Source organism: Tsukamurella strandjordii, assembly GCF_039525985.1.
Classification (GTDB): Bacteria; Actinomycetota; Actinomycetes; order Mycobacteriales; family Mycobacteriaceae; genus Tsukamurella; species Tsukamurella strandjordii.
The window spans coordinates 30,148-55,253 of record NZ_BAAAII010000016.1; the positions used below are offsets into that span (position 1 = coordinate 30,148).

Below are 25,106 nucleotides of genomic sequence, written 5' to 3' on the forward strand. Positions count from 1 at the left end.
GGGTGGGCAACGACGGCGAGATGCACTCCGTGCGCATGTTCTGCGACATCGCGATGCCCGACGGTACGCCGTCGTGGGGCGACTCCCGGCACGTCCTGCGGCGCCAGCTCAACCGCGCCGCCGACCTCGGATTCTCCTGCTACGTGCACCCCGAGATCGAGTTCTATCTGATGAAGAAGGAACTCGACCCGCACGGCAATCCGATCCCCGCCGACAACGGCGGCTACTTCGATCAGGCCGTGCACGAGACCGCCCCCAACTTCCGGCGCGCCGCGATCGAGGCGCTCGAAGCCATGGGCATCTCCGTCGAATTCAGCCACCACGAGGCGGGCCCCGGCCAGCAGGAGATCGACCTGCGGTACGCGGACGCACTGTCCATGGCCGACAACGTGATGACCTTCCGCTATCTGGTCAAGGAAGTCGCGATGGCCGGCGGCGTGAAGGCCTCCTTCATGCCCAAGCCCTTCAGCGACCACCCCGGCTCGGGCATGCACACCCACATGAGCCTGTTCGAGGGCGATTCCAATGCCTTCCACGACCCCGACGACGAGCTACAGCTGTCGGCCACCGGCAAGGCCTTCATCGCGGGCATCCTGCATCACGCCCCCGAGATCTCCGCCGTCACCAACCAGTGGGTGAACTCCTACAAGCGCCTGGTGACCGGCGATGAGGCGCCCACCGCGGCCACCTGGGGCGCCGCGAACCGGTCGGCGATGGTGCGGGTGCCGCTGTACACCCCCAACAAGTCCAGCAGCCGCCGCATCGAGGTGCGCTCGCCCGATTCGGCGTGCAACCCGTACCTCGCCTTCGCCGTGCTCTGCGCGGCCGGACTCGAGGGCGTCAAGGGCGGGTACGAGCTGCCCGAGGCCGCCGAGGACGATGTGCGGCAGATGACGGCGCGCGAGCGCCGCTCCATGGGATTCCGCGACCTGCCCACCGCCCTCGATGACGCCCTGGTGCTCATGGAGAAGAGCGAGCTGGTCGCGGAGACCCTGGGGGAGCACGTCTTCGAGTACTTCCTGCGCAACAAGTGGTCGGAGTGGAACGACTACCGGTCGGTGGTCACCCCGTTCGAACTCAACCGCTACCTCTCGCTGTAGGCGGGGGCGACGGTGCCGCCGACCAATCGCGAGGTGCGCCGACCGAGTGCCGGTCGGCTGGGACTGCTCGACCCCAATGCGGAGGACAACCTCCGCCTGCTCGGGTGGGCGAACTCCGCCTGCAGTGACGTGCTGTGGGCACTGTCCCGCGCCGCCGATCCCGATTGGACCCTGCGTGCGCTGGTACGGCTGCGCGAGGCGGTCGGCGAGGAGTGGGAGGAGATCGCGGGACTCATCCTGTCCGACACCACCTTCCGCGGCCGGCTGTTCGGTCTCCTCGGTGCCTCCGATGCGCTCGGCGACCATCTGATCAGCAATCCGTCGTCCTGGCGGCTGCTGACCGATACCGCGCCGCTGAAGAGCCGCGACGAGGTGATCGACGCGATGCTGGCCTCGGTGGACGCAGTGAAGGTGCCCGGCCGCCCCGACGACGATCTGCTCTACCGCGCGGCGATCACCGGGGGAGAGGCGATCTCGAAGCTGCGCGACGCCTACCGCGACCTGATCATGGTGCTCGCCGCCCGGGACCTCGCGGAACTCGTGGAGAACGAGCCGACCCTGCCCTTCCCGCTCGTCGGTGCGCACCTGGCGGACCTGGCCGATGCGGCCCTGACGGCCGCGCTGTCCGTGGCGGTGGCCACCACCTTCCCCGACTCCGATCCCGAGGGCAGGCTCGCGGTGATCGCCATGGGCAAGTGCGGTGCGCGAGAACTGAACTACGTGTCCGATGTGGACGTGATCTTCGTGGCCGAGCCCGCCGATTCGGCGAGCGCGCGGTTGGCCGGCGAGATGATGCGGATCGGCTCGGCGGCCTTCTTCGACGTGGACGCGGGCCTGCGCCCCGAGGGCAAGAACGGCAGCCTCACCCGCACACTGGATTCCCATGTGGCGTACTACAAGCGGTGGGCCAAGACCTGGGAGTTCCAGGCGCTGCTCAAAGCGCGCCCGCAGACGGGCGATCTGCGACTGGGCCACGACTACATCGCGGCGCTCAGCCCGATGGTGTGGGACGCCAGCCAGCGTGAGGACTTCGTGCCCGAGGTGCAGGAGATGCGCCGCCGGGTGGAGGAGAACATCGCCCCGGACCTGCGCGAGCGGGAACTGAAATTGGGACGCGGCGGCCTGCGGGACGTGGAGTTCGCCGTGCAGCTCCTGCAACTCGTGCACGGCCGCACCGATGAATCGCTGCGGGAACTGAGCACCGTCTCCGCGCTCTCCGCCCTCACCGCCGGCGGCTACGTGGGACGGGAGGACGGCGCCAACTTCACCGCCTCGTACGAGTTCCTGAGGCTGCTGGAACACCGCCTCCAGCTGCGGCGGATGGAGCGCACCCACCTGCTGCCGCCCGCCGATCACGAGGAGGCCTGGCGCTGGCTCGCGCGCGCCGCGCACATCCGTCCCGACGGTGACCGCGACGCCACCGGCGTGCTGCGTGCCGAACTCAAGCGGCAGTCCGCCCGGGTGCGGCGGCTGCACACCAAGCTGTTCTACCGGCCGCTGCTGGATTCGATCGCGCACCTCGACTCCGATGCCATGCGGCTGTCGGACGACGCCATCATCTCCCGGCTCGGCGCACTCGGCTTCCGCCAGGCCGGGAACGCCCTCGCGCACCTCAAAGCGATGGCGGATTCCTCCCGCCGTGGCAGGATCCAGACCATCCTGCTGCCCACCCTCCTCGAATGGCTCAGCGAGACACCGAATCCCGACGCCGGCCTGCTGAACTACCGCAAGCTCTCGGAGGACCTGCGCGATGTGGAGTGGTACCTGCGGGTGCTGCGCGACGAATCGGTGGTGGCGCAGCGATTGATGACGGTGCTGGGATCGTCGACCTTCGTCGCCGAACTCCTCGCCCGGTCGCCGGAAGTGATCCGGCTGTACGCCGACGGTGCCACCGGCCCGAAACTCACCGAGACCTCGCCGCAGGAGGTCTACAACGGGATGCTCGCCGCGGTCAGTCGTGCGCCGCACCGGGACCGGGCCATCGCCGTGGCCCGCGCCATGCGCCGCAGCGAGATCGCGCGCGTGGCCTCGGCCGACATCCTCGGCATGCTCACGGTGCCGGAAGTGTGCACCGCACTGTCGTCGGTGTGGGCCGCCGCCCTCGATGCGGCCCTGGTCTCCGAGATCGCCAGCACCATCGCCGAACGGGAATCCAGCGGCCGGGACGCGCCGCCCGGTGCGCCGGCGCGGATCGCGGTGATCGGCATGGGACGCCTCGGCGGCCACGAGATCGGCTACGGCTCCGACGCCGACGTGCTGTTCGTGTGCGATCCGGTGTACGGCGCCGACGAGGCCGACGCCGTGCGCTGGGCGAACCAGGTGGCGGACGCCGTCCGTACTCGGCTCGGCGCACCGTCGGTGGATCCGGGGCTGGAGGTGGACACCGGGCTGCGCCCCGAGGGCCGCAACGGACCGGTCGTGCGCACCCTGGCCGCGTACCGCGCCTACTACGCGCAGTGGGCCCAGCACTGGGAGGTGCAGGCGCTGTTGCGGGCCACGCACGTGGCCGGCGACGAATCGTTGTCGCTCGAATTCCTGCACATGGTGGACGAGACCCGGTACCCGGCGGGAGGCGTCTCGCCCGACACCGTCAAGGAACTGCGACGCATCAAGGCGCGGGTGGATTCGGAGCGGTTGCCCCGCGGCGCCGACCCCGCCACGCACACCAAACTCGGGCGCGGCGGCCTCTCGGACGTCGAGTGGACGGTGCAGCTCGAGCAGTTGCGCTACGCGAGTGACGTTCCGGCGCTGCAGAACACCTCGACGCTGGAATCTCTCGATGCGATCGGCTCGCACGAGCTGCTCCCCGAGGCCGATGTGGAACTGCTCCGCGACGCCTGGCTCACCGCGACCCGCGCCCGCAACGCCCTCTTCCTGGTGCGTGGCAAGCCCGTCGATCAGCTGCCGGGCCCGGGTGCCGTCCTGTCCAACGTCGCCTACGTGGCGGGCTGGCGGGGGAGTTCGCTCGACTTCCTCGAGGACTACCTGCGCACCACGCGCCGCGCCCGCGCCGTGGTCGACCGCGTGTTCTGGGGCGAATAGCCGCCACGACCTGCGGCTCCCGTCCGCTGCGCCGGCGCCGGGCACAATGGCCGCATGAGAATCGTCCTGCGCCCGGTGGCGAGCATCGTGGGCACCGCGGCCCTGATCGTCGCGATCGTGGCACTGGCGCTGCACTTCTGGCCGGGCTCGCGGGACGCGACGCTCGCCGCGACCGCCGTCTCACCGGTGCTGTTCGTGGCCACCGCGGTGCTGGCGCTGGTGTGCCTCATGGCGATCCGGGCGTGGCTGCGGCTGGTGCTCGTCTGCGCGGTGGTGGCGGCCGGCCTGTGGGTGCAATCGCCGCTGTACCGGGCCGATGGCCCGCCCGTGGACCGGGTGATCACCGTGCTCACCTCGAACCTGCAGGTCGGCGCCGGCGATGTCGACGCCCTCGCGAAGTTGGTGCGGGACAAGCGGGTCGACGTGCTCGCCGTCGAGGAGCTCACGCCCGCGGCGGCGCAGCGGATCGCGGCGTCCACGATCGCGACCGACCTGCCGAACGGCTTCGTGCGGCCCGTCGAGATGGCCGACGGCACGGGACTGTACAGCCGCTACCCCCTGACCAGCTCGGCGTCGATCCCGGGATTCACCCTGGAGGGGATCACCGCCGTGGCCACGGTCCCGGGGCGCGGCGAGGTGCAGCTGTTCGCCCTGCATCCCGTGCCGCCGCTGCAGCCCGAGACCTGGGACCGCGAACTGCGGCAGATCGGGTCGCTGCTGCAGGGCGTTCCCGCGGGCCGGCCCGTGATCGCGCTGGGCGATTACAACGCCACGTACGATCACGTGCAGTTCCGCCGACTGCTGACCGGCGGCTACCAGGACGCGGGGATCCTCGCGGGCGCCGGATGGCTGCCCACCTACCCCACGGACAAGCCCTACCCGCCGATGGTCGGGATCGATCACGTGCTCCTGCGCGGGCTCGGCGCCTCCGAGGTGACCAGGCACGAGATCCCGGGGGCCGACCACAAGGCGCTGCTCGCCACGGTGGGCTGAGCTCAGGCGACGCGCAGCTGCAGGCAGTTCTCCACGTTGAACAGCCGCAGGGTGCGGCGCAGCGAGGCAGGCAGCTCGTCCACCACCTCGGCGGTGGCCACCACGCGCGGCGCCGTCACCGTGAACTCGCGGCCCCGGCGCAGCACATCGGCGCCACCCGCCGCGGTGATGTTGCGCACCCAGTCGGTGTCCGGGCCGTAGGGCAGCGCGACCAGCAGCGTGTCGCGGCCGGTGTCGAAGGCGTCGACCGGGGTCTCGTAGGCCTTGCCGCTCCTGCGGCCCACATGCCGGACCACGGTGCGCGTCGACTCCTCGTTCTCCGCGTAGCCGAGGGCACGCGGGTTGGTGACGGCGCGGTTGAACCGGCGCACGGCATCGAGGATCGGGCGCACGTTGTAGCGCATGCCGAGCACGATGGTGGCGACCGCGGCGATCGGCAGGAGCGCGAGGGCTCCCAGGGTGATGAGCAGTGTGCGCACGAGGCCTCCTGGATTCGACGGTGCCTCCAGTGTGGCCGCGGGGCGCCGCCCGCACATCGGGACTATCCCCGAGATCGGGCTACTTCGCCGACAGGATCTTCAGCACGAAGATCAGGGTGTCGCCCGCCTGGATGCCGGCCGCCGGCTGGCCCTCCGGGTAGCCGTCCGCGGGGGCGACGGCCACGCCCACCGTCGAACCGACCTTCTGGCCCTCCAGGGCCTTCTTGAAGCCCGGGATCACGCCGTCGAGGGAGAACTCGGCGGGCGTGCCGCGGTCGTAGCTGCTGTCGAAGACCTTGCCGTCGCGGCCGTTGACGCCCATGTAGCAGACCGAGACGGTGGACTTCTCGCTCACCTCGGCGCCGTCGCCGCGCGGGGCGAAGGTCTGCACGTGCGTCTGCGCCACCTCGAACGGCGTGGTGACCGTGATGCGCGGGGCGTTGGCATCGGTGGGGCCGGTGACCTCGAGCGAGCCCTTGGCGCCCTGGTAGCGCCAGTCCGGGGCGGTCGACGTCCCGGGCGAGCCGGACGGGCAGGTGGCCTCCGACTTCGGACCCGAACCGCACGCCGTGAGGGTGGCGGCGGCGAGGGTGGCGACGGTGACGGTGGTCAGGAGGCGGGACGCATGCATGGGGCCAACCTACCGGGTCCAGGACAGCGTGTAGCGGAAGGGGATCCGGCGGTCGATCCGTGTTCCGGGGAGGATGCGGGCGGCGATCGGTGACCGTCGCGTGTTCACGCCCCGAGGCCGCCACCGTTACCTTGGAAGGCGTGATCATCTGGATCAACGGCGGATTCGGGGCGGGGAAGACGACGCTGGCGGAGGAACTGCACCGCAGGCTGCCCGATGCGGTGGTCTACGACCCCGAGGACGTGGGCACGATGCTGTGGCGGTGGCTGCCCCGCAATTCCGACTTCCAGGACCTGCCGAGTTGGCGTGAGCTCGTGGTGGCGACGGCGTTATCGCTGCGGCGGCACCACGCCGAGACTCTGATCGTGCCGATGTCGCTTCTGCGCGACGCCTATCGTGACGAGATCCTGGACGGCCTCGCGGCCGCGGGGGAGCCGGTGCTGCACGTCTTCCTCGACACCGACCCCGAGGTGCTGCGCGAACGGCTACGGGCGCGCGCCGTGGACGCCGGATTCGGACCCGACGCCGCGAGCTGGGCGATCGAACGCCTCGATCCCGGGGCGGCGGCCCGTCAGTCCGGCGCGACGATGATCCTGCGGTCCGACCGGTCGAGCCCGGCCGCGCTCGCCGACCAGGTGCTCGCCGCCGTGGAATCAGGCAGCCGAAGCGAGTGAGCGACTCAGATCAGGACGGCTCCGGGCGCGTGCCGCCGGAGTCCTTGGGGTCGTCGTGCTGCCGACTCTTCTCGACGGTCGGGATGATGAGCTGCTGACCGTTGGGGAGCGTCGTACTCACCCGCGGCTTCGGCCGGTCACCCGAACCGATGCGGTCGATCACCTCGTCGCGCTTCAGCTTCGCCTCGAACATCGTGGCCTCCTTCGGTCCGTTCCGACGATACCGCCGGATCGCCGCGGGGCTCCGAAACGCAGGTCGGCCCCGCACCTGATGCCAGGTACGGGGCCGACCGGTCGTTCAGTTCGACGATTTACACGTCGTAGTACAGCTGGAACTCGTACGGGTGCGGGCGCAGGTTCACCGGAGCGATCTCCTGCTCACGCTTGTAGGCGATCCAGGTCTCGATCAGATCCTCGGTGAACACGCCACCGGCGGTGAGGTACTCGTGGTCCTCCTCGAGACGATCGATCACGTCCGCGAGCTGCGTCGGGGCCTGCGGGATGCCCTTGGCCTCCTCGGGCGGCAGCTCGTAGAGGTCCTTGTCGACCGGAGCGTGCGGCTCGATCTTGTTCTTGATGCCGTCCAGGCCCGCCATCATCATGGCGGCGAAGGCCAGGTACGGGTTGCCCGACGAGTCGGGGCAACGGAACTCGATGCGCTTGGCCTTGGGGTTGTTGCCCGTGATCGGGATACGGACACACGCCGAACGGTTGCGCTGGCTGTACACCAGGTTGATCGGGGCCTCGTAGCCCGGCACCAGGCGCTTGTACGAGTTGATCGTCGGGTTGGTGAACGCGAGCAGCGACGGGGCGTGGTGCAGGATGCCGCCGATGTACCAGCGCGCCAGGTCCGACAGGCCGCCGTAGCCGGCCTCGTCGTAGAACAGCGGCTTGCCGTCCTTCCACAGCGACTGGTGGGCGTGCATGCCCGAGCCGTTGTCACCGAACAGCGGCTTCGGCATGAACGTGACGGTCTTGCCCTCCTGCCACGCGGTGTTCTTCACGATGTACTTGAACAGCTGGACATCGTCGGCCGCGTGCAGCAGCGTGTCGAACTTGTAGTTGATCTCGGCCTGGCCGCCGGTGCCCACCTCGTGGTGGCCGCGCTCCAGCGTGAAGCCGGCGTTCTGCAGGTTCGTCGAGATCTTGTCGCGCAGGTCCACGTAGTGGTCGTACGGCGCCACGGGGAAGTAGCCGCCCTTGGTCTTGACCTTGTAGCCGAGGTTCGGCGAGCCGTCCTCCTCGACCGAACGGCCGGTGTTCCACGAACCCGAGATCGAGTCGACCTCGTAGAACGAGCCGTTGATCGTCGAGTCGTACGAGACCGAGTCGAAGATGTAGAACTCGGCCTCGGCACCGAAGAAGCAGGTGTCGGCGATGCCGGTGCTCTTGAGGTACTCCTCCGCCTTCCGCGCGATGTTGCGCGGGTCGCGGCTGTAGGCCTCACGGGTGAACGGGTCGTGGACGAAGAACGAGATGTTCAGGGTCTTCGCCGCGCGGAAGGGATCGATGCGCGCCGTGGTGACGTCGGGGAGCAGCATCATGTCGGATTCATCGATCGACTGGAAGCCGCGGATCGACGAGCCGTCGAAGGCCAGACCGTCCTCGAAGACGCTCTCATCGAACGCCGAGGCGGGGATGCTGAAGTGCTGCATCGTGCCCGGCAGATCGCAGAAGCGGATGTCGACGTACTCGACGTTCTCCTTCTTCAGGTAGTCGAGAAGTTCCTCTTTGGTAGTGAACACCTGTTACTGGCTCCTTCGTCGTCCGATGGCGGAAGCGGGCCGGCTCACCGTCTCGCCCTGTCACCGAGGTTACGAGAATTGACGCTATGGACGCGGTGTTGCCCGCGAACTAACGGAATGTTTCATCGGTGTTACACATCTGTTGGGACCGCGAAATCGCCCATCACCTGCTTGGCCGTACCCTGGAGGCATGGGTCGAGAAACGGGATCATGGCTGTCCGGCGCCTCCGCGGCGCTGCCCGAGGGCGCACACGGCGAGTACCGGGGCGCGGGCCTCGGCCTCCCGCGCGACGGTGCCGGATCGCTCGCGCCCACCGGCCGCCGCGTGCTCGCGCTGATGCTCGACTGGGTGCCCTCGGCACTGATCGCGCTCGCGATCGCCGGACCGTCGAAGGTCTTCGGCGGCGAGCCCACAGCCTTCGACACCAGCGCGCTGGGCATCTGGTTCGTGGTGGGCGTGCTCGCGGTGACGCTGTTCGGCTTCACCCCGGGCCAGTACTTCGCCGGCCTGCGGGTGGCCCGGATCGAAGACCCGGCCATGCGGGTGGGGCTGCTGCGCGCGCTCGGCCGCAATGCGCTGATCGTCTTCCTGGTGCCGCCGCTGATCCAGGACGTGGACGGCCGCGGAATGCAGGACCGCGCCACCGGCACCGTCGTGGTGCGGACCCGGTAGCGCGGTCGCCGTCGTTCGCTAGTTCGAGCCGGTCTTGCGCCGGACGGTGCGCTGCACGCTGCGCATCTTGGCGCCCTGCGGCAGGGGACCGCGGGGCAGCTGCGCGCCGCCACTGCGGTTCGACAGTGCCGCGAGGCGGCCCTCCAGCTCGTCCATCTTCTTGCCGTTGATGTTCGAGGGCAGCTTGTTCAGCGTCTTCTGCAGCTTGCGCAGCGGGACCTGGCCCTCGTCGGGACCCACCACGAACTCGTAGATCGGGGTCTGGCCCACGACGCGCGCCGTCTTCTTCTTCTCCTGCGCCATCAGGCCGCGGACCCGACCCTCGTTGCCCTCGGCGATCAGGATGATGCCCGGCTTGCCGATCACGCGGTGCACGGCATCGGCGTGGGTGGTGCGGGCCACGGCCTGGTTCACGCGCCACGAGCCGCGCATGTTCTCCAGCGCCCAGCCGGCGGCGCCCACCTGTCCCTCGTTCTTGGCGTACACGCTGCGCTCGAGGCGGCGGGTGAAGGTGATGAACGCGCCCAGGGCACCGAACAGGATGCCCAGGATGAGGAACATCCACCAGTTGCCGAAGAAGTAGCCGATCACCACCGAGGCGACGATCGCTGCGAAGAAGATGCCGATCATGATCGGCAGGAGGGCCTTGTCCTCCTTGCGCTGCATCTGGAACGCCTGCCACATCTGCTTGCGGCGCTCCTTCGAGGCGGCCCGGCGGGCCTTCTTCGCCTCGGCCTTGGCTGCCTTGAGCTTGTCTGCGGCTGCGTTGTCCTTTGCCATGGGAGTCAGTTTACGGCGCGGCTACTTGGCGGCGGCCATACGGCTCAACACCGAGGTGGCCTCCTGGGCCGCATCGCCCTCCGCGGTCAGGTGCGCCATGTTCTCCGGGATGGGACGGCCGTGGTGCGCCATCGCCTTCGCGTACAGCTTTCCGGCGCGGTACGACGAGCGGACCAGCGGTCCGGCCATCACACCGGCGAAGCCCATCTCCTCGGCGGCCTGCGTGTGCTCGACGAACTCCTCGGGCTTGACCCACCGCTCCACGGGGTGGTGCCGCGGCGAGGGACGCAGGTACTGGGTGATGGTGATGATGTCGCAGCCCGCATCGTGCAGGTCCTGCATGGCCGAGGTGACCTCCTCGGGGGTCTCGCCCATGCCGAGGATCAGGTTCGACTTGGTGACCAGGCCGAAATCGCGGGCCTGACGGATCACGTCCAGCGAGCGCTCGTACCGGAAGGCGGGCCGGATGCGCTTGAAGATCCGGGGCACCGTCTCCAGGTTGTGCGCGAGCACCTCGGGACGCGATTCGAAGACCTCGGCCAACAGCTCGGGCTTGGCGTGGAAATCGGGGATCAGGTTCTCCACACCGGTGTTCGGGTTCAGCGCGTGGATCTGGCGCACCGTCTCGGCGTACAGCCACACGCCCTCGTCGGGCAGATCGTCGCGGGCGACGCCGGTGATCGTGGAGTAGCGCAGGCCCATCGCCTGCACCGACTCGGCGACGCGGCGCGGCTCATCGCGGTCGAGCTCGGCGGGCTTGCCGGTGTCGATCTGGCAGAAGTCGCAGCGGCGGGTGCACTGCTCGCCGCCGATCAGGAAGGTGGCCTCCCGGTCTTCCCAGCATTCGTAGATGTTGGGGCAGCCCGCCTCCTCGCACACCGTGTGCAGGCCCTCGCGTTTGACGAGGCCCTTCAGCTCGGTGAACTCGGGACCCATCTTGGCGCGGGTGCGGATCCAGTTCGGCTTCCGCTCGATCGGCGTCTGCGCGTTACGGACCTCAAGACGGAGTAGCTTGCGGGGGGTGTCCGGGGTACTCACCTCGTCCATGCTACACCGCCCCGTCCGGCCCCACGGTGTCGCGGGTCACGCCTCGTGGCGCCGCCCGTTCAGGGTTTGCTCGGCCACCAGATCCGGTCGCCCAGGGCGGTGATCGCGGCGGGCACGAAGACGGTGCGCACCACCACGATGTCGAGCAGCAGCCCGATGCCGACGGTGGACCCGATCTGCAGCAGATTGATCACGCTGCCGCTCATGAGCGCGAACATGGTGATCGCGAAAACCAGTCCGGCGGTGGTGATCACGCTGCCCGTGGTGCCGAAGGCGCGGAGCACGCCGCGCACCGTGGAATTGCCCGCGGCCTCTTCCCGGATCCGGTCGGCGAACAACATGCTGTAGTCGGCGCCCACGGCGACCAGCGCCATGAACGAGATCGGGAGCACCGACCAGTCGACGGGGATGCCGAGCCCGTGCTGCCACAGCAGGACGGAGGCGCCGGCGGCCGCGCCGAAGGACAGGACGACGGTGCCCACCATGAGCAGGGGTGCGATCACCGAGCGCAGCAGCACCAGCAGGACCAGGAAGACGCCGATCACCGCCACGAGGCCGAACAACAGGAAGTCGCGCAGCACCTGATCGCGCATCTGCGAGGAGATGGAGGCGAGGCCGAAGCCGTCCATCGTGGACGCCTCCAGCACCGTGCCCTTCGCCGCGGCCTGCGCCGCGGCCGGGATCGACGCCGCGGTGTTGAGGGCCTCGTCGGAGTACGGGTTGATGCCCCACACCACGAGCATGCGGGCCGAGCGGCCGTCGGGCGACATCAGCACCCGCGAACCGTCCACGAAGCGATCCGACTGCAGGCCCTGCGCGGGCAGGTAGAAGCCGCGGCCGGGCCCCGCTGCGGTACCGGCGCTGAGCCCGCCGAGGTAGTCCGTCGCGGTGGACAGGCCGTCCTGCAGCCGGCCCGTCATCTCGACGACCTGATCGGTGCCCGTCTTCACCTGCCCCAGTCCGGTGCTCAGCTGCTGCAGGCCGGAGGCCAGCTGGTCGACGCCGGATGTGAGCTGTCCCAGCTGTGCTTTGAGCTGCTCCGGGCTGAGCCCGCCGAGCCCGCTGATCAGCCCCTGCAGCTTGGTCAGCGCGTCGTCGGCCTGGCTCAGGGCGGTGGCGGCGCGGTCGGTGGAACCGGCGGGGAGCGGCACGACGGCGGTCGCGGCGCGCACCGCGGTGGACGCGCCACCGGCGGTGGCGCGGTCGAGCTGGACGAAGGCGTCGTGTGCGGCGCGGCAGTTCGCGTCGGCGGAGCACGCCGGGCTGATCGGGCCGACCAGCGGGCCGAAGACGGTGGCGATTCCCGCTGTGGCGGAGGCGGTCTGCTGCTGGGCCGCGCGCACCGCATCGGTGGCGACGGTCAGCGTGTTCACGGCGGACCGCAGCAGCGCCGTCGCCTGCGCCACATCGACGGAGTTCCCCGTCGCGGTGGCCAGCGCGCGCTGGGCGGAGCTGAGCGCGTCGAGCACTCCGGTGGCGAGACCGGTCACGCGGCGGGTGCCGTCCACGAGCTCGGGCACCCGGCGGGAGGCCTCGCCGGCACCGGCGTTGAGCTGATCGACTCCGGCCGCGAGCGCCTTGAGCTGTGGCGAGGCCTCCGTGAGCTGGCGGTTGGCATCGCCGAGTCCATCGGCGACCACCTTGGTCTGGTATCCGACCGCGGATTCGGGAATGGGCTCACCGTCGGGCCGGGTGATGGACCGGACGTACGCCACCTGCGGCAGGTTCGACACCCCGATCGCGACCGCCTCCAGCGCCGCGAGGTCGTTGGTGTTGCGCATGTCGTGATCGGAGCGGATCAGCAGGAATTCCGGGACCGCCTCGTTCACGCCCCAGTGCTCCATGACCGTCTCGTAGCCGTTGCGGGAGTCGGTGGCGCGCAGCTGCATCCGGTTCTCGTCGAAACCGATCACCATGGTGGGCAGCACGGCGGCGGCCGCCAGCAGCACCACCAGGGCGGCGGCCGACAGCGGCACGGCCCGGCGCATCACCCGGGCGCCGGTGCGGCGCCAGCGCTTCTCGGTGCTCGCTCGCGGCTCCACCCACCCCCAGGCGCCGAAGTAGCGCAGCAGCGCGGGCGGCAGGGTGAGGGCGATCAGGCAGGTGACGATGATCGAGATGGTGGTCGGCAGGCCCGCGGTGACGAAGATGCCCACCTTGCAGAAGATCATGGCGCCGCTGGCGACCGCGATGGTGAGCGCGGAGGCCACGATGATCCGGCCCACCCGGGTGGACGCCGCGACTGCGGCCTCGTCGGGCGGCAGGCCGGAGCGGCGGGCCTCGTGGAACCCGGCGACGGCGAAGATCGCGTAATCGGTGGCGGCGCCGAGCACCATCGCGGTCATGATCGCGATGGAGAAGTTGGACACCGGGATCACCTCGTGCTCGCCGAGCAGCGAGACGATCGGCCGGGCCACGGCGAGCGAGAGGCCGATGGTGAGCAGGGGCACGAGTGCTGCGCCCACCGAGCGGTAGGTGATCAGCAGCAGCGTCATGATCAGCACCACCGAGACCGCGGTGATCACCAGCAGGGACGAGTCGATCGCGGTGAACAGATCGGAGAGGGTGGGCGCGGTGCCGGTGAATTCGACGGTGGTGCCCGGCGGCGCGGGGATGGAGTCGATCGTGGTGCGGATCGCCTCGGTGCTCGATTGCGCTCGGGTGGAACCGATGTCGCCGACCTCGGCGACGAGCAGGTTGATGGCCTTGCCGTCGGGGCTCAGCCCCACCTCGCGGGCGGCCGGTTTGCCGAAGGTGTCGATCACGTAGGCGACGTGCTCCTTGTCGGCCTCCAGCGCGGTCGTGAGCGCGCGGTAGTAGGCCTCCTGCGCCGGGCCGATCCTGTCCTGCGCCGCGACGATCACGTTGCCCTGCGCGGTGGACGAGGGGGTGCCGAACTCGTCGGCCATAGCGCGCAGTCCGTCGACTCCGGGCAGGTCGCCGGGGATGAACGGCGCCGAGTGCTTGTGGACGGTGACCTCCAGCTGGGGGATCGCCACGTTGAGCACCCCGGCGAGGCCCACCCAGAACAGCAGGACCCAGGCCGCGTGCCGTACGCACCACCGCCCGAGTCGCGTGGTGAACGAGGTTCTGCTCTGCTGATCGGTCACGCTGGCCTCCCGGCTGAGTCCTTCGAATATCGGACCCGGTGAGAGGAATGTCTCGGGACACGGCCCGGACTTGGTCCAAATTTCGAACTAGACTTGGTTGCTGAGGACGCTAGCCCAACCCTATTTGGGGTACAACAAGGTGTGGAGCGTGACGTTCGACCAATCCGACGAGGGGAGTGATGTGGATCACAACGACGAGGTGATCGACGACGACGCCCTCGAACCGCTTCCCGGCCGCAGGGTCCGCGGATCGGAGACCGGCCGGCCGATGATGGCCGCGCTCGATCTGTTCGGCCGCCGCTACACGCTGCGCATCGTGTGGGAGCTGCGGTTCGGGCGCTCGCGGTTCTCGGATCTGCGCACCGCGATCGACGGCATCTCGTCGAGCACGCTGTCGCAGCGCCTCACCGAGTTGCTGGCCGCCCGCATCGTCACGCAGGTGCCCGGTGGTGCCTACCGGCTCACCAATCAGGGCCGCGCACTCCTGCTGGCGCTGGGACCGCTGGAACTGTGGGCGCACACCTGGGCCCGTACGGTGGCGGAGGACCGCCCCTCCGACCGACGCTGATCAGGCCTGATCGGCCGTGGCGTGCAGGTTCTCGTCGGCGACGGCGAGGTCGCCGTTCAGGGCGCGGGTCACCGCGTCGACCACGGCGTCACGCACCTCGCCGACGCCGACATCGCGGCCGAGTTCGGCGCTGAGCGTGGTGACACCGGCATCGGGGATACCGCACGGGATGATCGCGTCGAAGCCGCCGAGGTTGTTGTTGCAGTTGAGGGCAAAGCCGTGCAGCGTGACACCGCGCGCCACGCGGATGCCGATGGCGCCCACCTTGCGCTCGGGCCGCGCACCGTCGGCCGGGAACCACACGCCCGAGCGTCCCTCGACCCGGCCCACCGTGAGCCCGAGGCCGCGACACACCTCGATCAACGCCTGCTCGATGCGCCGCACGTAGTCGACCACGTCGACGGGGGAGGCCAGCTTGATGATCGGGTAGCCCACCAGCTGCCCGGGACCGTGCCAGGTGATCTTGCCGCCGCGGTCCACATCGATCACCGTGCTGCCGTCGGTGGGACGGTCCTGCGGCTCCGTGCGGCGGCCCGCCGTGAACGTGGGCGGGTGCTCCAAGAGCAGCAGGCGGTCGCTGATCTCCTCGTCCGCCCGCTGGTTCGCGAGATCGTGCTGGAGGTCGAAGGCCTCCTGGTAGCCGATGGTGCCGAGGTCCTCGACGACGAGGTCGGTCCTGGCGGCGCGGGCGGAGCGGTGCGGCATGGCCTCGACGCTACGCCCCGTCGGCGAGCGCCACGGCGAGTGCCGCCGGAAGCGCAGTATGCGCGAATCGGAATCCGGTGTCGTGCAGCACTCGGGGCACCGCCCGCTGCGAGGCGAGCAGGCCCTCCTCGGCGAACTCACCGGCGGTGGCGCGCAGCGCGAACCGAGGGACCACCCAGCGGGCGGGCCGGCTGACCTCGCGCCCCAGGGCCTCGCTGAAGGCCTGCTGCCGGGAGGGGGCGGGCCCGGTGATGTTGACGGGGCCGCTGATCGTGCCGGCCAGCGCACCGTCGAGCACGTGCAGCGCGGCGCGGGTGGCGTCCTCGCGGACGATCCAGGAGATCCACTGGTGGCCGCTGCCGAGCCGTCCGCCCAGGCCCAGTCGGTACACGCGGCGCAGCGCGGCGAGCATGCCGCCCGCGTTGGAGAGCACCTGCCCGTACCGCAGGTGAGCCACGGCCGCACCCGCCGCACGGGCGGGCGCCGCGGCGGCCTCCCATTCGATGCACAGGTCGGCGAGGAAGCCGGTTCCGGATGCGGTACCGCCGGGCGCGTCGATGCAGTCGGTCTCGCCCGCATCGCCGTAGATCCCCACGGCGCTCGCCACCAGGTACGCGGGAACGCCGGCGGCGACCACGGCCTCGGCCAGCGTGGCCGCCGGCTCGATCCGCGAATCCCTCAGTTCCTGTTTGACCGCACCGGTCCAGCGCTTGCCCGACACGGACTCGCCGCACAGGTTGATCACCGCGTCGAAGCCGGACAGGTCGGGTGCCGGTCCGGTGGGCGACCAGGTGAGACCGCCTGGGCGCGACGGGGTCCCGTCACGCACCAGGGGGACGACGGTGTCGCCGCGCCGGGTCAGGGCGCCCGACAGCGCGCTGCCGATGAGCCCCGACGACCCGGCGATGGCGACCCTGGTCACAGCCCGAGATCGGCCTCGAAGGCGCCTTCCTCGAGGCGGTGCTTGACGGTGGTCAGGAAGCGACCGGCGTCGGCACCGTCGATGAGGCGGTGATCGTAGGTGAGCGGCAGGAAGGCCATCGGGTGGATGCCGATGGACTCGGTGCCCGCGGCGTCCTTCACCACGACGGGGCGCTTGACGATCGCACCGGTGCCCAGCATCGCCGCCTGCGGCGGCACCAGGATCGGAGTGTCGAAGAGCGCGCCCTCGCTACCGATGTTGGTGAGCGTGAAGGTGCCACCCGACAGCTCGTCCGGCTTGAGACCGCTGTTGCGGGTGCGCTCGGCGATGTCGGCGATCGCGCGGGCCAGGCCGGCCAGCGAGAGATCGTCGGCGTTCTTGATCACCGGCGACAGCAGGCCCTGCGGGGTATCGACGGCGATGCCCAGGTTCACCACACCGTGGTAGGTGATCTCCTTGAAATCGTCGCTGATCGACGCGTTGACGTTCGGGTGCACCTTGAGCGCCTCGATGACGGCCTTGGCGATGAACGGCAGGTACGTGAGGTTCACGCCCTCCTTCGCCGCGAAGCTGGCCTTCGCCTGGGTGCGCAGCGCCACGATCTTGCTGAAGTCCACCTCGAAGACCTGCGTGAGCTGAGCGGACTGCTGCAGCGAATCGCGAGTGACCTTCGCCGTGATCTGGCGGATCCGGTTGGTCTTCTGCGTGGTGCCGCGGAGCTCGGCCAGCTCGGGGCGCACGCCCTTCGGGGCCGACGGTGCCGCCGGCGCGGCGGCGGCCGGTGCGGACGAGGCGGCGGGCGCGGCCGGGGCCTTCGAGGCCTCGGCGGCGGCGAGCACGTCCTGCTTGCGGATGCGGCCACCGACGCCGGTGCCCTTGACCGCGTTGAGATCGACGCCGTTCTCCGCGGCGAGCTTGCGCACCAGCGGGGTGACGTACGGGGTCGAATCCGATGCGGCGGCGGGTGCCGCAGCAGCCGGAGCGGGGGCGGCCGGAGCGGGAGCAGCCGGAGCAGGCGCCGCGGGTGCCGGTGCGGCGGGAGCCGGGGTGGGCTCAGGAGCCGGTGCCGGAGCGGCGGGCTCGGGAGCCGGTGCGGGCGCCGACGGTGCCGACGCCGCGGCGGGCGCACCCGAACCGACGATGGCGAGCACGCCGCCGACGGCGATCACGTCGTCCTCGTTGGCCTTGATCTCCAGCAGGGTGCCGGCGACGGGCGAGGGGATCTCGGTATCGACCTTGTCGGTGGACACCTCGAGCAGCGGCTCGTCGACCGCGACCTCGTCGCCGATGCCCTTGAGCCAGCGGGTCACGGTGCCCTCGGTGACGGACTCGCCCAGTTCGGGCATGGTCACCTCGGTGCCGGACGCGGGGGCCGACGGTGCGGCGGGCGCGGCGGCCGGTGCCGCGGGAGCTGCGGCGGCGGGAGCCGGGGCGGGCTCGGGCTCGGCCGGTGCAGCGGGAGCCTCGGCAGCCGGAGCCGGATCCGCGGCGGGCGCGGAGGCCTGCTCGCCGGCCTCGCCGATCTGCGCGAGATCGCCGCCGACCTCGACGACGTCGTCCTCCTGCGCCAGGATCTTCAGCAGCACACCGGACGCCGGCGCGGGGATCTCGGTATCGACCTTGTCGGTCGAGACCTCGAGCAAGGGCTCGTCGACGGTGACGGTGTCGCCCTCCTGCTTGAGCCACCGGGTGACGGTGCCCTCGGTGACGCTCTCGCCGAGTGCCGGCATCTGGACGGAGAAGGCCATGTCCTCTGACTCCTCGAAGTTGTTATCTGCTGTGATCCGAGCAACTGAACGTGGGCTTCGGCTGGTGGCCTCCGCCGACTCCAAACCCTACCCTCAGCCGCATGTTCTGCGCGGCGGTTGGGGGCCTACTCGTCGGTAACCGAAGGACCGCGCCGGTCAGCCCCGCCGGTCAGCCTCGTTGTGCGATGTCACGCAGCACGGCGAGCATCGTGCGGACCGGTACGCCCGTGCCACCCTTGCCGATGTAGCCCCACGGAGCGCCGGTGTTGAACGCCGGGCCCGCCACGTCGATGTGCGCCCACTGCACGCCGTCGGCCACGAACTCCTTGAGGTAGACACCGGCGGTGAGCATTCCGCCCCACCGGTGGGGGCTGACGTTCGCCAGATCGGCGACGCGCGAGTTCAGATCGGCGCGCAGTTCCTCGGGGAAGGGCATGGCCCAGCCGTTCTCGCCCTCCGCCTGCGACAGCGCGGCCACGCGATCGCGGAAGTCGTCGGTGCCCATCACGCCCGGGGTGCGGGTGCCCAGCGCCACCATCTGCGCGCCGGTCAGGGTGGCGGTGTCGATCAGGTAATCGGGGCCGTCCTCGCAGGCTCGCACCATGGCGTCGGCGAGGATCAGGCGTCCCTCGGCGTCGGTGTTGATCACCTCCACGGTGATGCCGCCCTTCCCGGCGCCGGGGTACTGGGTGAGCACATCGCCGGGCCGCTGCGCGGTGTCCGAGGGCATGTTCTCGGCCATCGGCACGGTGGCGGTCACGTCCACTCCGAGGTTCAACTGCGCCGCCAGGATCACCGTGGCGATCACGGCCGCCGCGCCGCCCATGTCCGAGGTCATCTGTTCCATGCCCGCGGCGGGCTTGATCGAGATGCCGCCGGTGTCGAAGGTGATGCCCTTACCCACCAGCGCGACGTGCTTGGCACCGTCGACCCCGGAGACGTGACGCAGCCGCACCAGGCGCGGCGGGCGCGAGCTGCCCTGTCCCACACCGACGATGCCGCCGTAGCCGTTATCGGCCAGGTACTTCTCGTCGAAGACCTCCACCTGCAGGCCCGCCTCGGCGCCCAGCCGCTGCGCCCGGTCGGCGAATTCGACCGGCGAGAGCACGTTCGGCGGCGTGTTGACGAAATCGCGGGCCAGTGCCACCGCGGCGGCGGTGCGCCGGGCCTGCTCGACGGTGTCGCGGGCCTCCTCGGAGACGGCCTCCGACCCGGCCGTGGTGACCAGCGCGAGCGCGCCGAGCGGGGCCTCCTTGGGCGCCGACGTGTTCCGGAACTCGGCGAACCGGTAGGAGCCCAGGTAGGCGCCCTCGACCGTGGCCGCGAGATCCAGCGTGGACAGGGTGGTGACCGCGGTCGCGACACCGTCGAGGGCGCGACCCGCCACGCCGGCGGCCCGCCGCACCGTCTCCGCAGTGACGCGGTCACCGTCGGCGGGCGCCGCGCCCAGGCCGACGCCGAGGACCGTCGCCGCACCGAGTCCCGCGCCCGCCGGAGCGGGCACCCGTACCGCCTCGCCGGCCTTGCCCTTCGCACCCACCACGGCGAGCGCCTCGGCGATGGGGCCGCGCGCCGCCTCGGGCACACCGGCATCCACCGTGATCCCCGCGTCGCCGGAGAAGACGCCGACGACCAGTGCGTCGGCGGGAGCCGCCGGATCGTGGGTGACCGAGAACTCGGGGCCGGTGAAGGGGGTGCTCAAGGGGATTCCTCTCGTCGGGACGGCGGGGGTGTGTGCCGGTACGGATGCTACGCCTGGGACACGGGCGGTGGACGGCTCGCGGATGGTCGCGCCGGGCGCGCACCGGATGCCCCGCACGTACGATCGGTGCTCATGACAGCGAACGGCACGGGGGAGACCACGACCGGCGCGGCCGATCTGGACCTGGGCGCGCCGCCCTCGACCACCGAGCGGCCGTGGGAGACCGACCCCGCGGCCTACTGGGCCACCATCGACGCGGGCACGCAGGCGCTCGATGCCCCGATCCTGGCAGCCGACCTCGATGCCCTGCGGCACAACGTTGCCGATATGCGCCGCCGCGCGGGCGGCACCCCGATCCGGGTGGCCTCGAAGTCGGTGCGGTCGCGGCCGATCCTGGACGCCCTGCTCCGCGTGCCCGGCTATGCCGGTGTCCTCGCCTACGACGTGGCCGAGGCGCACTGGCTGGCGGCCGACGGCCTCGCGCACGACGGTGCCGACCGGCCGGGCTGCCCCGACGTGCTGGTCGGGTATCCGAGCGCCGACCTCGGAGCCATCGCCGCGCTCGCCGCCGATGAGCAGGCCGCCTCCCGCGTGACCCTCATGATCGACGATCCGGAGCAGCTCGACCTGGTGGACGCGGCCGTACCGCCGAGCCGTCGGCCCGATCTGCGGGTGTGCATCGACATCGACGCCTCGTTCCGCGCACCCGTGCTGGGCGTGATCGGCGCGCTGCGGTCCCCGGTCCGGACCCGCGCCGAGGCCTCCGCGCTCGCCGTCACGGTGTCCGGGCGCAAGGGCTTCCGGCTCGTGGGCGCGATGACCTACGACGCGCAGATCGCCGGCGTGGGCGATCTCAGCATCCGCCGGCCCGGGGCCGCCGCGCTGCTGCGCACCATGCAGCGCGCCTCCTGGGACGAACTGGTGGCGCGGCGCCTGGACATCCTCACCGACCTGCGTCGCATCGCCGACCTGGAGTTCGTCAACGGTGGCGGCACCGGCTCGCTCGAACTGAACGCGAGCGACCCCAACATCAGCGACATCGCCGCGGGAAGCGGCCTGTACGGGCCGCACCTGTTCGACGGTTACTCCCACTTCCGGCCCGCGCCCGCGATGGCCTTCGGTCTCGCCGTGGTGCGGCGCCCGGCACCGGACACCGTGACCTGCCACGGCGGCGGCTGGATCGCCTCCGGCGCTGCCGGAAGCGATCGCCTCCCCGTCCCGGTGTGGCCCGCCGGTCTCGAACTGACGGGGCGTGAGGGCGCCGGTGAGGTGCAGACGCCGGTGCAGGGGCCCCGTGCCCGGCGGATCTCCCTCGGCGACCGAGTATGGTTCCGCCACACCAAGGCCGGGGAACCGGCCGAACACGCGCAGCAGATCGCTGTGCTGTCCGACGGTGCCGTGGTCGCGCAGGTGCCGACCTATCGCGGCGAGGGAAGGTGCTTCCTGTGAACAACTGGATTCCGGGATTCGACGAGCTGACCGGCAAGCCGGGGGAGTGGCGGAACTGGGGGCGCACCGCCTCGGCGTACCCGTCCTACGTCTCGCGTCCGGGGACCATCGAGAACGTGGTCAAGACCATCGAGCGCGCCCGCGAGCGCGGGAACAAGGTCAAGGCCGTGGGCGCCGGACACTCGTTCACGGCGGTCGCCGCCCCGCGCGATGTGGCCCTGGCCCCCGACCATCAGGGCGGCCTGGAGACCGTGGACGTCGAGCGCAAGCGGGTGACGCTGCGCGCGGGCACCCGGCTCTACGACGTGCCGACGTTGCTGGAGCCCTACGGGCTGGCCATGCCGAACCTCGGAGATATCGACAAGCAGACCATCGCCGGCGCCATCTCCACCGGAACCCACGGCACCGGACTGGAATTCGGCGGCATAGCCACCCAGGTGGTGGGGGCCACGCTGGTCAGCGGTACCGGCGCCGTCATCAAGATCGGCGAGGACGATCCGCGGCTCAAGGCGGTGGCGCTGGGCCTCGGCGCCCTCGGCGTGCTGGTGGAGGTGACCCTGCAGTGCGTCGACCGGTTCGTGCTGGAGTCGGTGGAGGGCAGCGCCCCGCTGGCCCAGACCACCGAGGGCTTCCTCGACACGGTGCGCACCGCGGACCATTTCGAGTTCTTCTGGTTCCCCGGCACCGAGGTCGCGGTGACCAAGACCACCACTCGGCACCCCGGTGACCACAAGCGCACACCGCTCAACCCGGTGCGCCGCTTCGTGGACGACCGGCTGGTGGGCACCGGTGCGCTCCTGGGGATGTGCGAACTGGGGCGGGCGGTCCCGTCGTTGACGCCGCGGCTGGTGACCCTCGCCTCGGGGCTGATGGGCAACCGCACCGTGACCGACTACTCCACGAACGTCTTCGCCACCGATCGCTCGGTGCGGTTCCGCGAGACCGAGTGGGCGGTGCCGCTGGAGAACACCACGGCTGCATTCGAGGCGCTGAAATCGACCATCGCGCAGCGGGACTGGAACATCACCTTCCCCATCGAGGTGCGCGTGGCAGCGGCCGACGATCTGCTGCTGTCCACCGCGAGTGGCCGCGAATCCGGCTACATCGCCGCGCACCGCTACGTGCGCGACCCGCAGGACGACTACTTCGCCGAGGTCGAGCGGATCATGATCGACCACGGCGGCAGGCCGCACTGGGGCAAGATGCACACCCGCACCGCCGAGTTCTTCCGCGAGGCCTATCCGCGCTTCGACGACTTCCTCGCCGTGCGTGAGGAACTCGACCCCGATCACGTCTTCGTCAACGACTACCTGGACGCGGTGCTCGGAGCCTGACCTGTCAGGATGCTGCGCATGACGATGCGCGAGCAGTTCAGGTGGACGCCGGTGGAGGGCTCCGATGTGGTGGGCCCCGGCGAACGCCTGAGCTGGCCGAAGACCCTCGGCATCGGTGTGCAGCACGTGGTGGCGATGTTCGGTTCCACCTTCCTGGTTCCGGTGCTCACGGGCTTCCCGCCCGCCACCACCCTGCTGTTCTCCGGCATCGGGACGCTGCTGTTCCTGGTGATCACCGGCAACCGACTGCCCAGCTACCTGGGATCGAGCTTCGCCGTGATCTCGCCGATCACCGCGGCCACCGCCTCCCAGGGCACCGGCAGCGCACTCGGCGGCATCGTGGCCGTGGGCGTCCTGCTCGTCCTGGTGGGCGGCGTGGTGCACTTCGTGGGAACCGCGTGGATCGAGAAGCTGATGCCGCCGGTGGTGACCGGCGCGATCGTCGCGCTGATCGGACTGAACCTGGCACCCGCGGCGAAGGCGAACTACGAGAAGGCCGCCATCACCGCCACCATCACACTGGTGTGCCTGATCCTCTCTCTCGCCCTGTTCAAGGGCATGCTCGGCCGGCTCGCGATCTTCACCTCCGTGCTGATCGGGTACCTGGTCGCGTGGTTCCGCGACGAGGTCGACTTCTCGAAGGTCTCCGCGGCGTCGTGGGTCGGCTTCCCGGAGTTCCACGCACCGTCGTTCCACTGGGCCGTGCTGCCCATGTTCCTGCCCGTGGTGCTCGTCCTGGTCGCCGAGAACGTGGGGCACGTGCGGTCGGTCGCGCAGATGACGGGCCAGGACTACGACCCGCTGATGGGGCGCGCCATCGCCTCCGACGGCCTGGCGACGGTGCTGGCCGGCGCGGGCGGAGGCTCGGCCACCACGACATACGCGGAGAACATCGGGGTGATGGCCGCGACCCGCGTGTACTCGACCGCCGCCTACTGGATCGCGGGCACCGCCGCGATCCTGCTGGGCCTGTCGCCGAAGGTGGGCGCGGTGATCGCGTCCATCCCGCCCGGCGTACTCGGCGGCATCACCACGGCGCTCTACGGCCTCGTCGGCATCCTCGGCGTGCGGATCTGGGTGCAGGCCCAGGTCGACTTCAGTCAGCCCATCAACCAGCTCACCGCGGCGGTGCCGCTGATCATCGGCATCGCCGATTTCACCTGGTCGATCGGCGATGTCACCTTCACCGGCATCGCGCTCGGCTCGGTGGCCGCGATCGTGATCTATCAGGGAATGCGGCTGCTGGGCCGGTCCGGCAGCGCGGCTCTGGACTAGAGTGCCGGGCATGAGTGACGCGCTGATCGAAGGTCCCCTGAACGCGGTGCACGTGGAGCTGGGAGCGGCGTTCGCGCCGTTCGGCGGCTGGTCGATGCCGGTGAAGTACGCGGGCACCGTAGGCGAGCACACTGCCGTCCGTGAGGCCGTGGGCATCTTCGACGTGAGTCACCTCGGTAAGGCGACCGTCGCCGGTCCCGGCGCGGCGGAGTTCGTCAACCGCGTGCTGAGCGCCGACCTCGGCAAGATCCGCCCGGGCAAGGCCCAGTACACGCTGTGCACCAACGAGACCGGCGGCGTGATCGACGATCTCATCGTGTACTACGTCTCCGACGACGAGCTCTTCCTGGTGCCCAACGCCGCGAACACCGCGGCCGTGGTGGCGCACCTGCAGGCCCGCGCCCCCGAAGGCATCACGATCACCGATCAGCATCGCGACTACGCCGTGCTCGCCGTGCAGGGCCCGAAGTCGGCCGAGGTGCTGCAGGCCGTGGGCCTGCCCACCGAGATGGAGTACATGGCCTACGAGGACGCCTCCCTGGGGGGCACCCCCGTGCGCGTGTGCCGCACCGGCTACACCGGTGAGCACGGCTACGAGCTGATCCCCGCGTGGGGCGACGCAGAGACCGTCTTCCGTGCTCTGCTCCCCGAGATCACCGCCCGCGGCGGCCAGCCCGCCGGCCTGGGTGCCCGCGACACCCTGCGCACCGAGATGGGCTACCCGCTGCACGGGCACGAGCTCACCGTCGACATCACCCCGGTGCAGGCCCGCGCGGGCTGGGCCGTGGGCTGGAAGAAGCCCGAGTTCGTGGGCCGCGACGCCCTGCTCGCCGAGAAGGAGGCGGGCCCGGCCCGCAAGCTCTGGGGCCTCAAGGCCACCGGCAAGGGCGTGCTGCGCGCCGACCTCACCGTGCTGGGGCCCGACGGTGCGCCGATCGGGACCACTACGTCGGGCACCTTCAGTCCCACGCTGAAGACCGGAATCGCCCTGGCGCTCATCGACTCCGACGCCGGTGTCGAGAAGGGCACCGTGGTGAGCGTGGACGTGCGCGGCCGCGCCATCGAGTGCGAGGTGACCCTGCCGCCCTTCGTGGAGGCGAACACCAAGTAGGCGCTCCGGGCAGTCGGA

General features: G+C 70.5%; 21 protein-coding genes. 10 read left to right on the forward strand and 11 right to left on the reverse strand.

Annotated features, from left to right (window positions below; genetic code table 11):
* The 3 genes from ABD108_RS21035 to ABD108_RS21045 all read left to right on the forward strand — a co-directional run.
* The coding region (locus ABD108_RS21035) for a glutamine synthetase family protein (RefSeq protein WP_343931301.1) at window positions 1–1,100 on the forward strand (1,100 nt) is incomplete at its 5' end.
* A gap of 12 nt (window positions 1,101–1,112) precedes the next feature.
* A complete protein-coding gene (locus ABD108_RS21040) occupies window positions 1,113–4,142 on the forward strand; it encodes a bifunctional [glutamine synthetase] adenylyltransferase/[glutamine synthetase]-adenylyl-L-tyrosine phosphorylase (RefSeq protein WP_220655873.1) in 3,030 nt (1,009 codons plus the stop codon).
* A gap of 54 nt (window positions 4,143–4,196) precedes the next feature.
* Window positions 4,197–5,135 (forward strand): endonuclease/exonuclease/phosphatase family protein, encoded by a 939-nt coding sequence (locus ABD108_RS21045; protein WP_343931302.1) that lies wholly within the window; start codon window positions 4,197–4,199, stop codon window positions 5,133–5,135.
* Between the two features lie 2 nt (window positions 5,136–5,137).
* On the opposite strand, the gene ABD108_RS21050 is transcribed toward ABD108_RS21045, so the two are convergent.
* Window positions 5,138–5,614, reverse strand: coding sequence for a nitroreductase family deazaflavin-dependent oxidoreductase (locus ABD108_RS21050; RefSeq protein ID WP_343931304.1), 477 nt, complete (start codon window positions 5,612–5,614; stop codon window positions 5,138–5,140).
* A gap of 79 nt (window positions 5,615–5,693) precedes the next feature.
* Window positions 5,694–6,245 (reverse strand): FKBP-type peptidyl-prolyl cis-trans isomerase, encoded by a 552-nt coding sequence (locus tag ABD108_RS21055; protein WP_343931305.1) that lies wholly within the window; start codon window positions 6,243–6,245, stop codon window positions 5,694–5,696.
* Between the two features lie 140 nt (window positions 6,246–6,385).
* On the opposite strand from ABD108_RS21055, the gene ABD108_RS21060 reads away from it, so the two are divergent.
* The gene (locus tag ABD108_RS21060) at window positions 6,386–6,919 is read left to right on the forward strand and encodes a P-loop nucleotide/nucleoside kinase family protein (RefSeq protein WP_343931306.1); all 534 of its coding nucleotides are present in this window, start codon (window positions 6,386–6,388) and stop codon (window positions 6,917–6,919) included.
* A gap of 10 nt (window positions 6,920–6,929) precedes the next feature.
* Here ABD108_RS21060 and ABD108_RS21065 read toward each other — a convergent pair whose 3' ends face one another.
* Together ABD108_RS21065 and glnA are read right to left on the reverse strand one after the other, a co-directional pair.
* Window positions 6,930–7,112, reverse strand: a complete 183-nt coding sequence (locus ABD108_RS21065; protein ID WP_220655868.1) for a hypothetical protein — start codon at window positions 7,110–7,112, stop codon at window positions 6,930–6,932.
* A gap of 118 nt (window positions 7,113–7,230) precedes the next feature.
* A complete protein-coding gene (gene glnA / locus ABD108_RS21070) occupies window positions 7,231–8,664 on the reverse strand; it encodes a type I glutamate--ammonia ligase (protein ID WP_220655867.1) in 1,434 nt (477 codons plus the stop codon).
* Between the two features lie 190 nt (window positions 8,665–8,854).
* Here glnA and ABD108_RS21075 point away from each other — a divergent pair, with 190 nt between their 5' ends.
* Window positions 8,855–9,337, forward strand: coding sequence for an RDD family protein (locus ABD108_RS21075; protein ID WP_220655866.1), 483 nt, complete (start codon window positions 8,855–8,857; stop codon window positions 9,335–9,337).
* 18 nt (window positions 9,338–9,355) lie between these two features.
* On the opposite strand, the gene ABD108_RS21080 is transcribed toward ABD108_RS21075, so the two are convergent.
* From ABD108_RS21080 to ABD108_RS21090, 3 genes are read right to left on the reverse strand one after another with little or no spacing between them, the layout of a single operon-like run.
* Window positions 9,356–10,117 carry a DUF4191 domain-containing protein gene (locus ABD108_RS21080; protein ID WP_220655865.1) on the reverse strand — a complete coding sequence of 254 codons (762 nt, stop codon included), beginning with the start codon at window positions 10,115–10,117 and terminating at the stop codon, window positions 9,356–9,358.
* A 21-nt stretch (window positions 10,118–10,138) separates the two neighbouring features.
* Window positions 10,139–11,164 carry a lipoyl synthase gene (lipA, locus tag ABD108_RS21085; RefSeq protein ID WP_220655864.1) on the reverse strand — a complete coding sequence of 342 codons (1,026 nt, stop codon included), beginning with the start codon at window positions 11,162–11,164 and terminating at the stop codon, window positions 10,139–10,141.
* 59 nt (window positions 11,165–11,223) lie between these two features.
* Window positions 11,224–14,274, reverse strand: a complete 3,051-nt coding sequence (locus tag ABD108_RS21090) for an MMPL family transporter (protein WP_343931307.1) — start codon at window positions 14,272–14,274, stop codon at window positions 11,224–11,226.
* Window positions 14,275–14,422: 148 nt separating this feature from the next.
* On the opposite strand from ABD108_RS21090, the gene ABD108_RS21095 reads away from it, so the two are divergent.
* Window positions 14,423–14,842, forward strand: a complete 420-nt coding sequence (locus ABD108_RS21095; protein ID WP_305112138.1) for a winged helix-turn-helix transcriptional regulator — start codon at window positions 14,423–14,425, stop codon at window positions 14,840–14,842.
* Here ABD108_RS21095 and lipB read toward each other — a convergent pair whose 3' ends face one another.
* The 4 genes from lipB to ABD108_RS21115 form a co-directional block, all read right to left on the reverse strand.
* Window positions 14,843–15,547 carry a lipoyl(octanoyl) transferase LipB gene (gene lipB, locus ABD108_RS21100; protein WP_220655862.1) on the reverse strand — a complete coding sequence of 235 codons (705 nt, stop codon included), beginning with the start codon at window positions 15,545–15,547 and terminating at the stop codon, window positions 14,843–14,845.
* Window positions 15,548–15,557: 10 nt separating this feature from the next.
* Window positions 15,558–16,469, reverse strand: a complete 912-nt coding sequence (locus ABD108_RS21105) for a TIGR01777 family oxidoreductase (RefSeq protein WP_343931308.1) — start codon at window positions 16,467–16,469, stop codon at window positions 15,558–15,560.
* Complete coding sequence (gene sucB, locus ABD108_RS21110; RefSeq protein ID WP_343931309.1) at window positions 16,466–18,217, reverse strand: 2-oxoglutarate dehydrogenase, E2 component, dihydrolipoamide succinyltransferase; 1,752 nt, start codon at window positions 18,215–18,217, stop codon at window positions 16,466–16,468. Before sucB ends, ABD108_RS21105 begins: the two co-directional genes overlap by 4 nt.
* A 169-nt stretch (window positions 18,218–18,386) precedes the next feature.
* Window positions 18,387–19,919 (reverse strand): leucyl aminopeptidase, encoded by a 1,533-nt coding sequence (locus ABD108_RS21115; protein WP_343931310.1) that lies wholly within the window; start codon window positions 19,917–19,919, stop codon window positions 18,387–18,389.
* 132 nt (window positions 19,920–20,051) lie between these two features.
* Between ABD108_RS21115 and ABD108_RS21120 the strand changes: the two genes are divergently transcribed.
* The 4 genes from ABD108_RS21120 to gcvT are packed head-to-tail and all read left to right on the forward strand — an operon-like array spanning window position 20,052 to window position 25,088.
* Entirely contained in the window at window positions 20,052–21,368 is a 1,317-nt protein-coding gene (locus ABD108_RS21120) for an alanine racemase (RefSeq protein ID WP_220655858.1), read from the forward strand.
* Window positions 21,365–22,702: a D-arabinono-1,4-lactone oxidase gene (locus ABD108_RS21125; protein WP_343931311.1), complete on the forward strand. Its 1,338-nt coding sequence runs from the start codon at window positions 21,365–21,367 to the stop codon at window positions 22,700–22,702. Before ABD108_RS21120 ends, ABD108_RS21125 begins: the two co-directional genes overlap by 4 nt.
* Window positions 22,703–22,720: 18 nt before the next feature.
* A complete protein-coding gene (locus ABD108_RS21130; RefSeq protein WP_425579809.1) occupies window positions 22,721–23,977 on the forward strand; it encodes a uracil-xanthine permease family protein in 1,257 nt (418 codons plus the stop codon).
* A 10-nt stretch (window positions 23,978–23,987) separates the two neighbouring features.
* Window positions 23,988–25,088, forward strand: a complete 1,101-nt coding sequence (gene gcvT, locus ABD108_RS21135; RefSeq protein WP_220655857.1) for a glycine cleavage system aminomethyltransferase GcvT — start codon at window positions 23,988–23,990, stop codon at window positions 25,086–25,088.
* The last annotated feature ends 18 nt before the right edge of the window (window positions 25,089–25,106 follow it).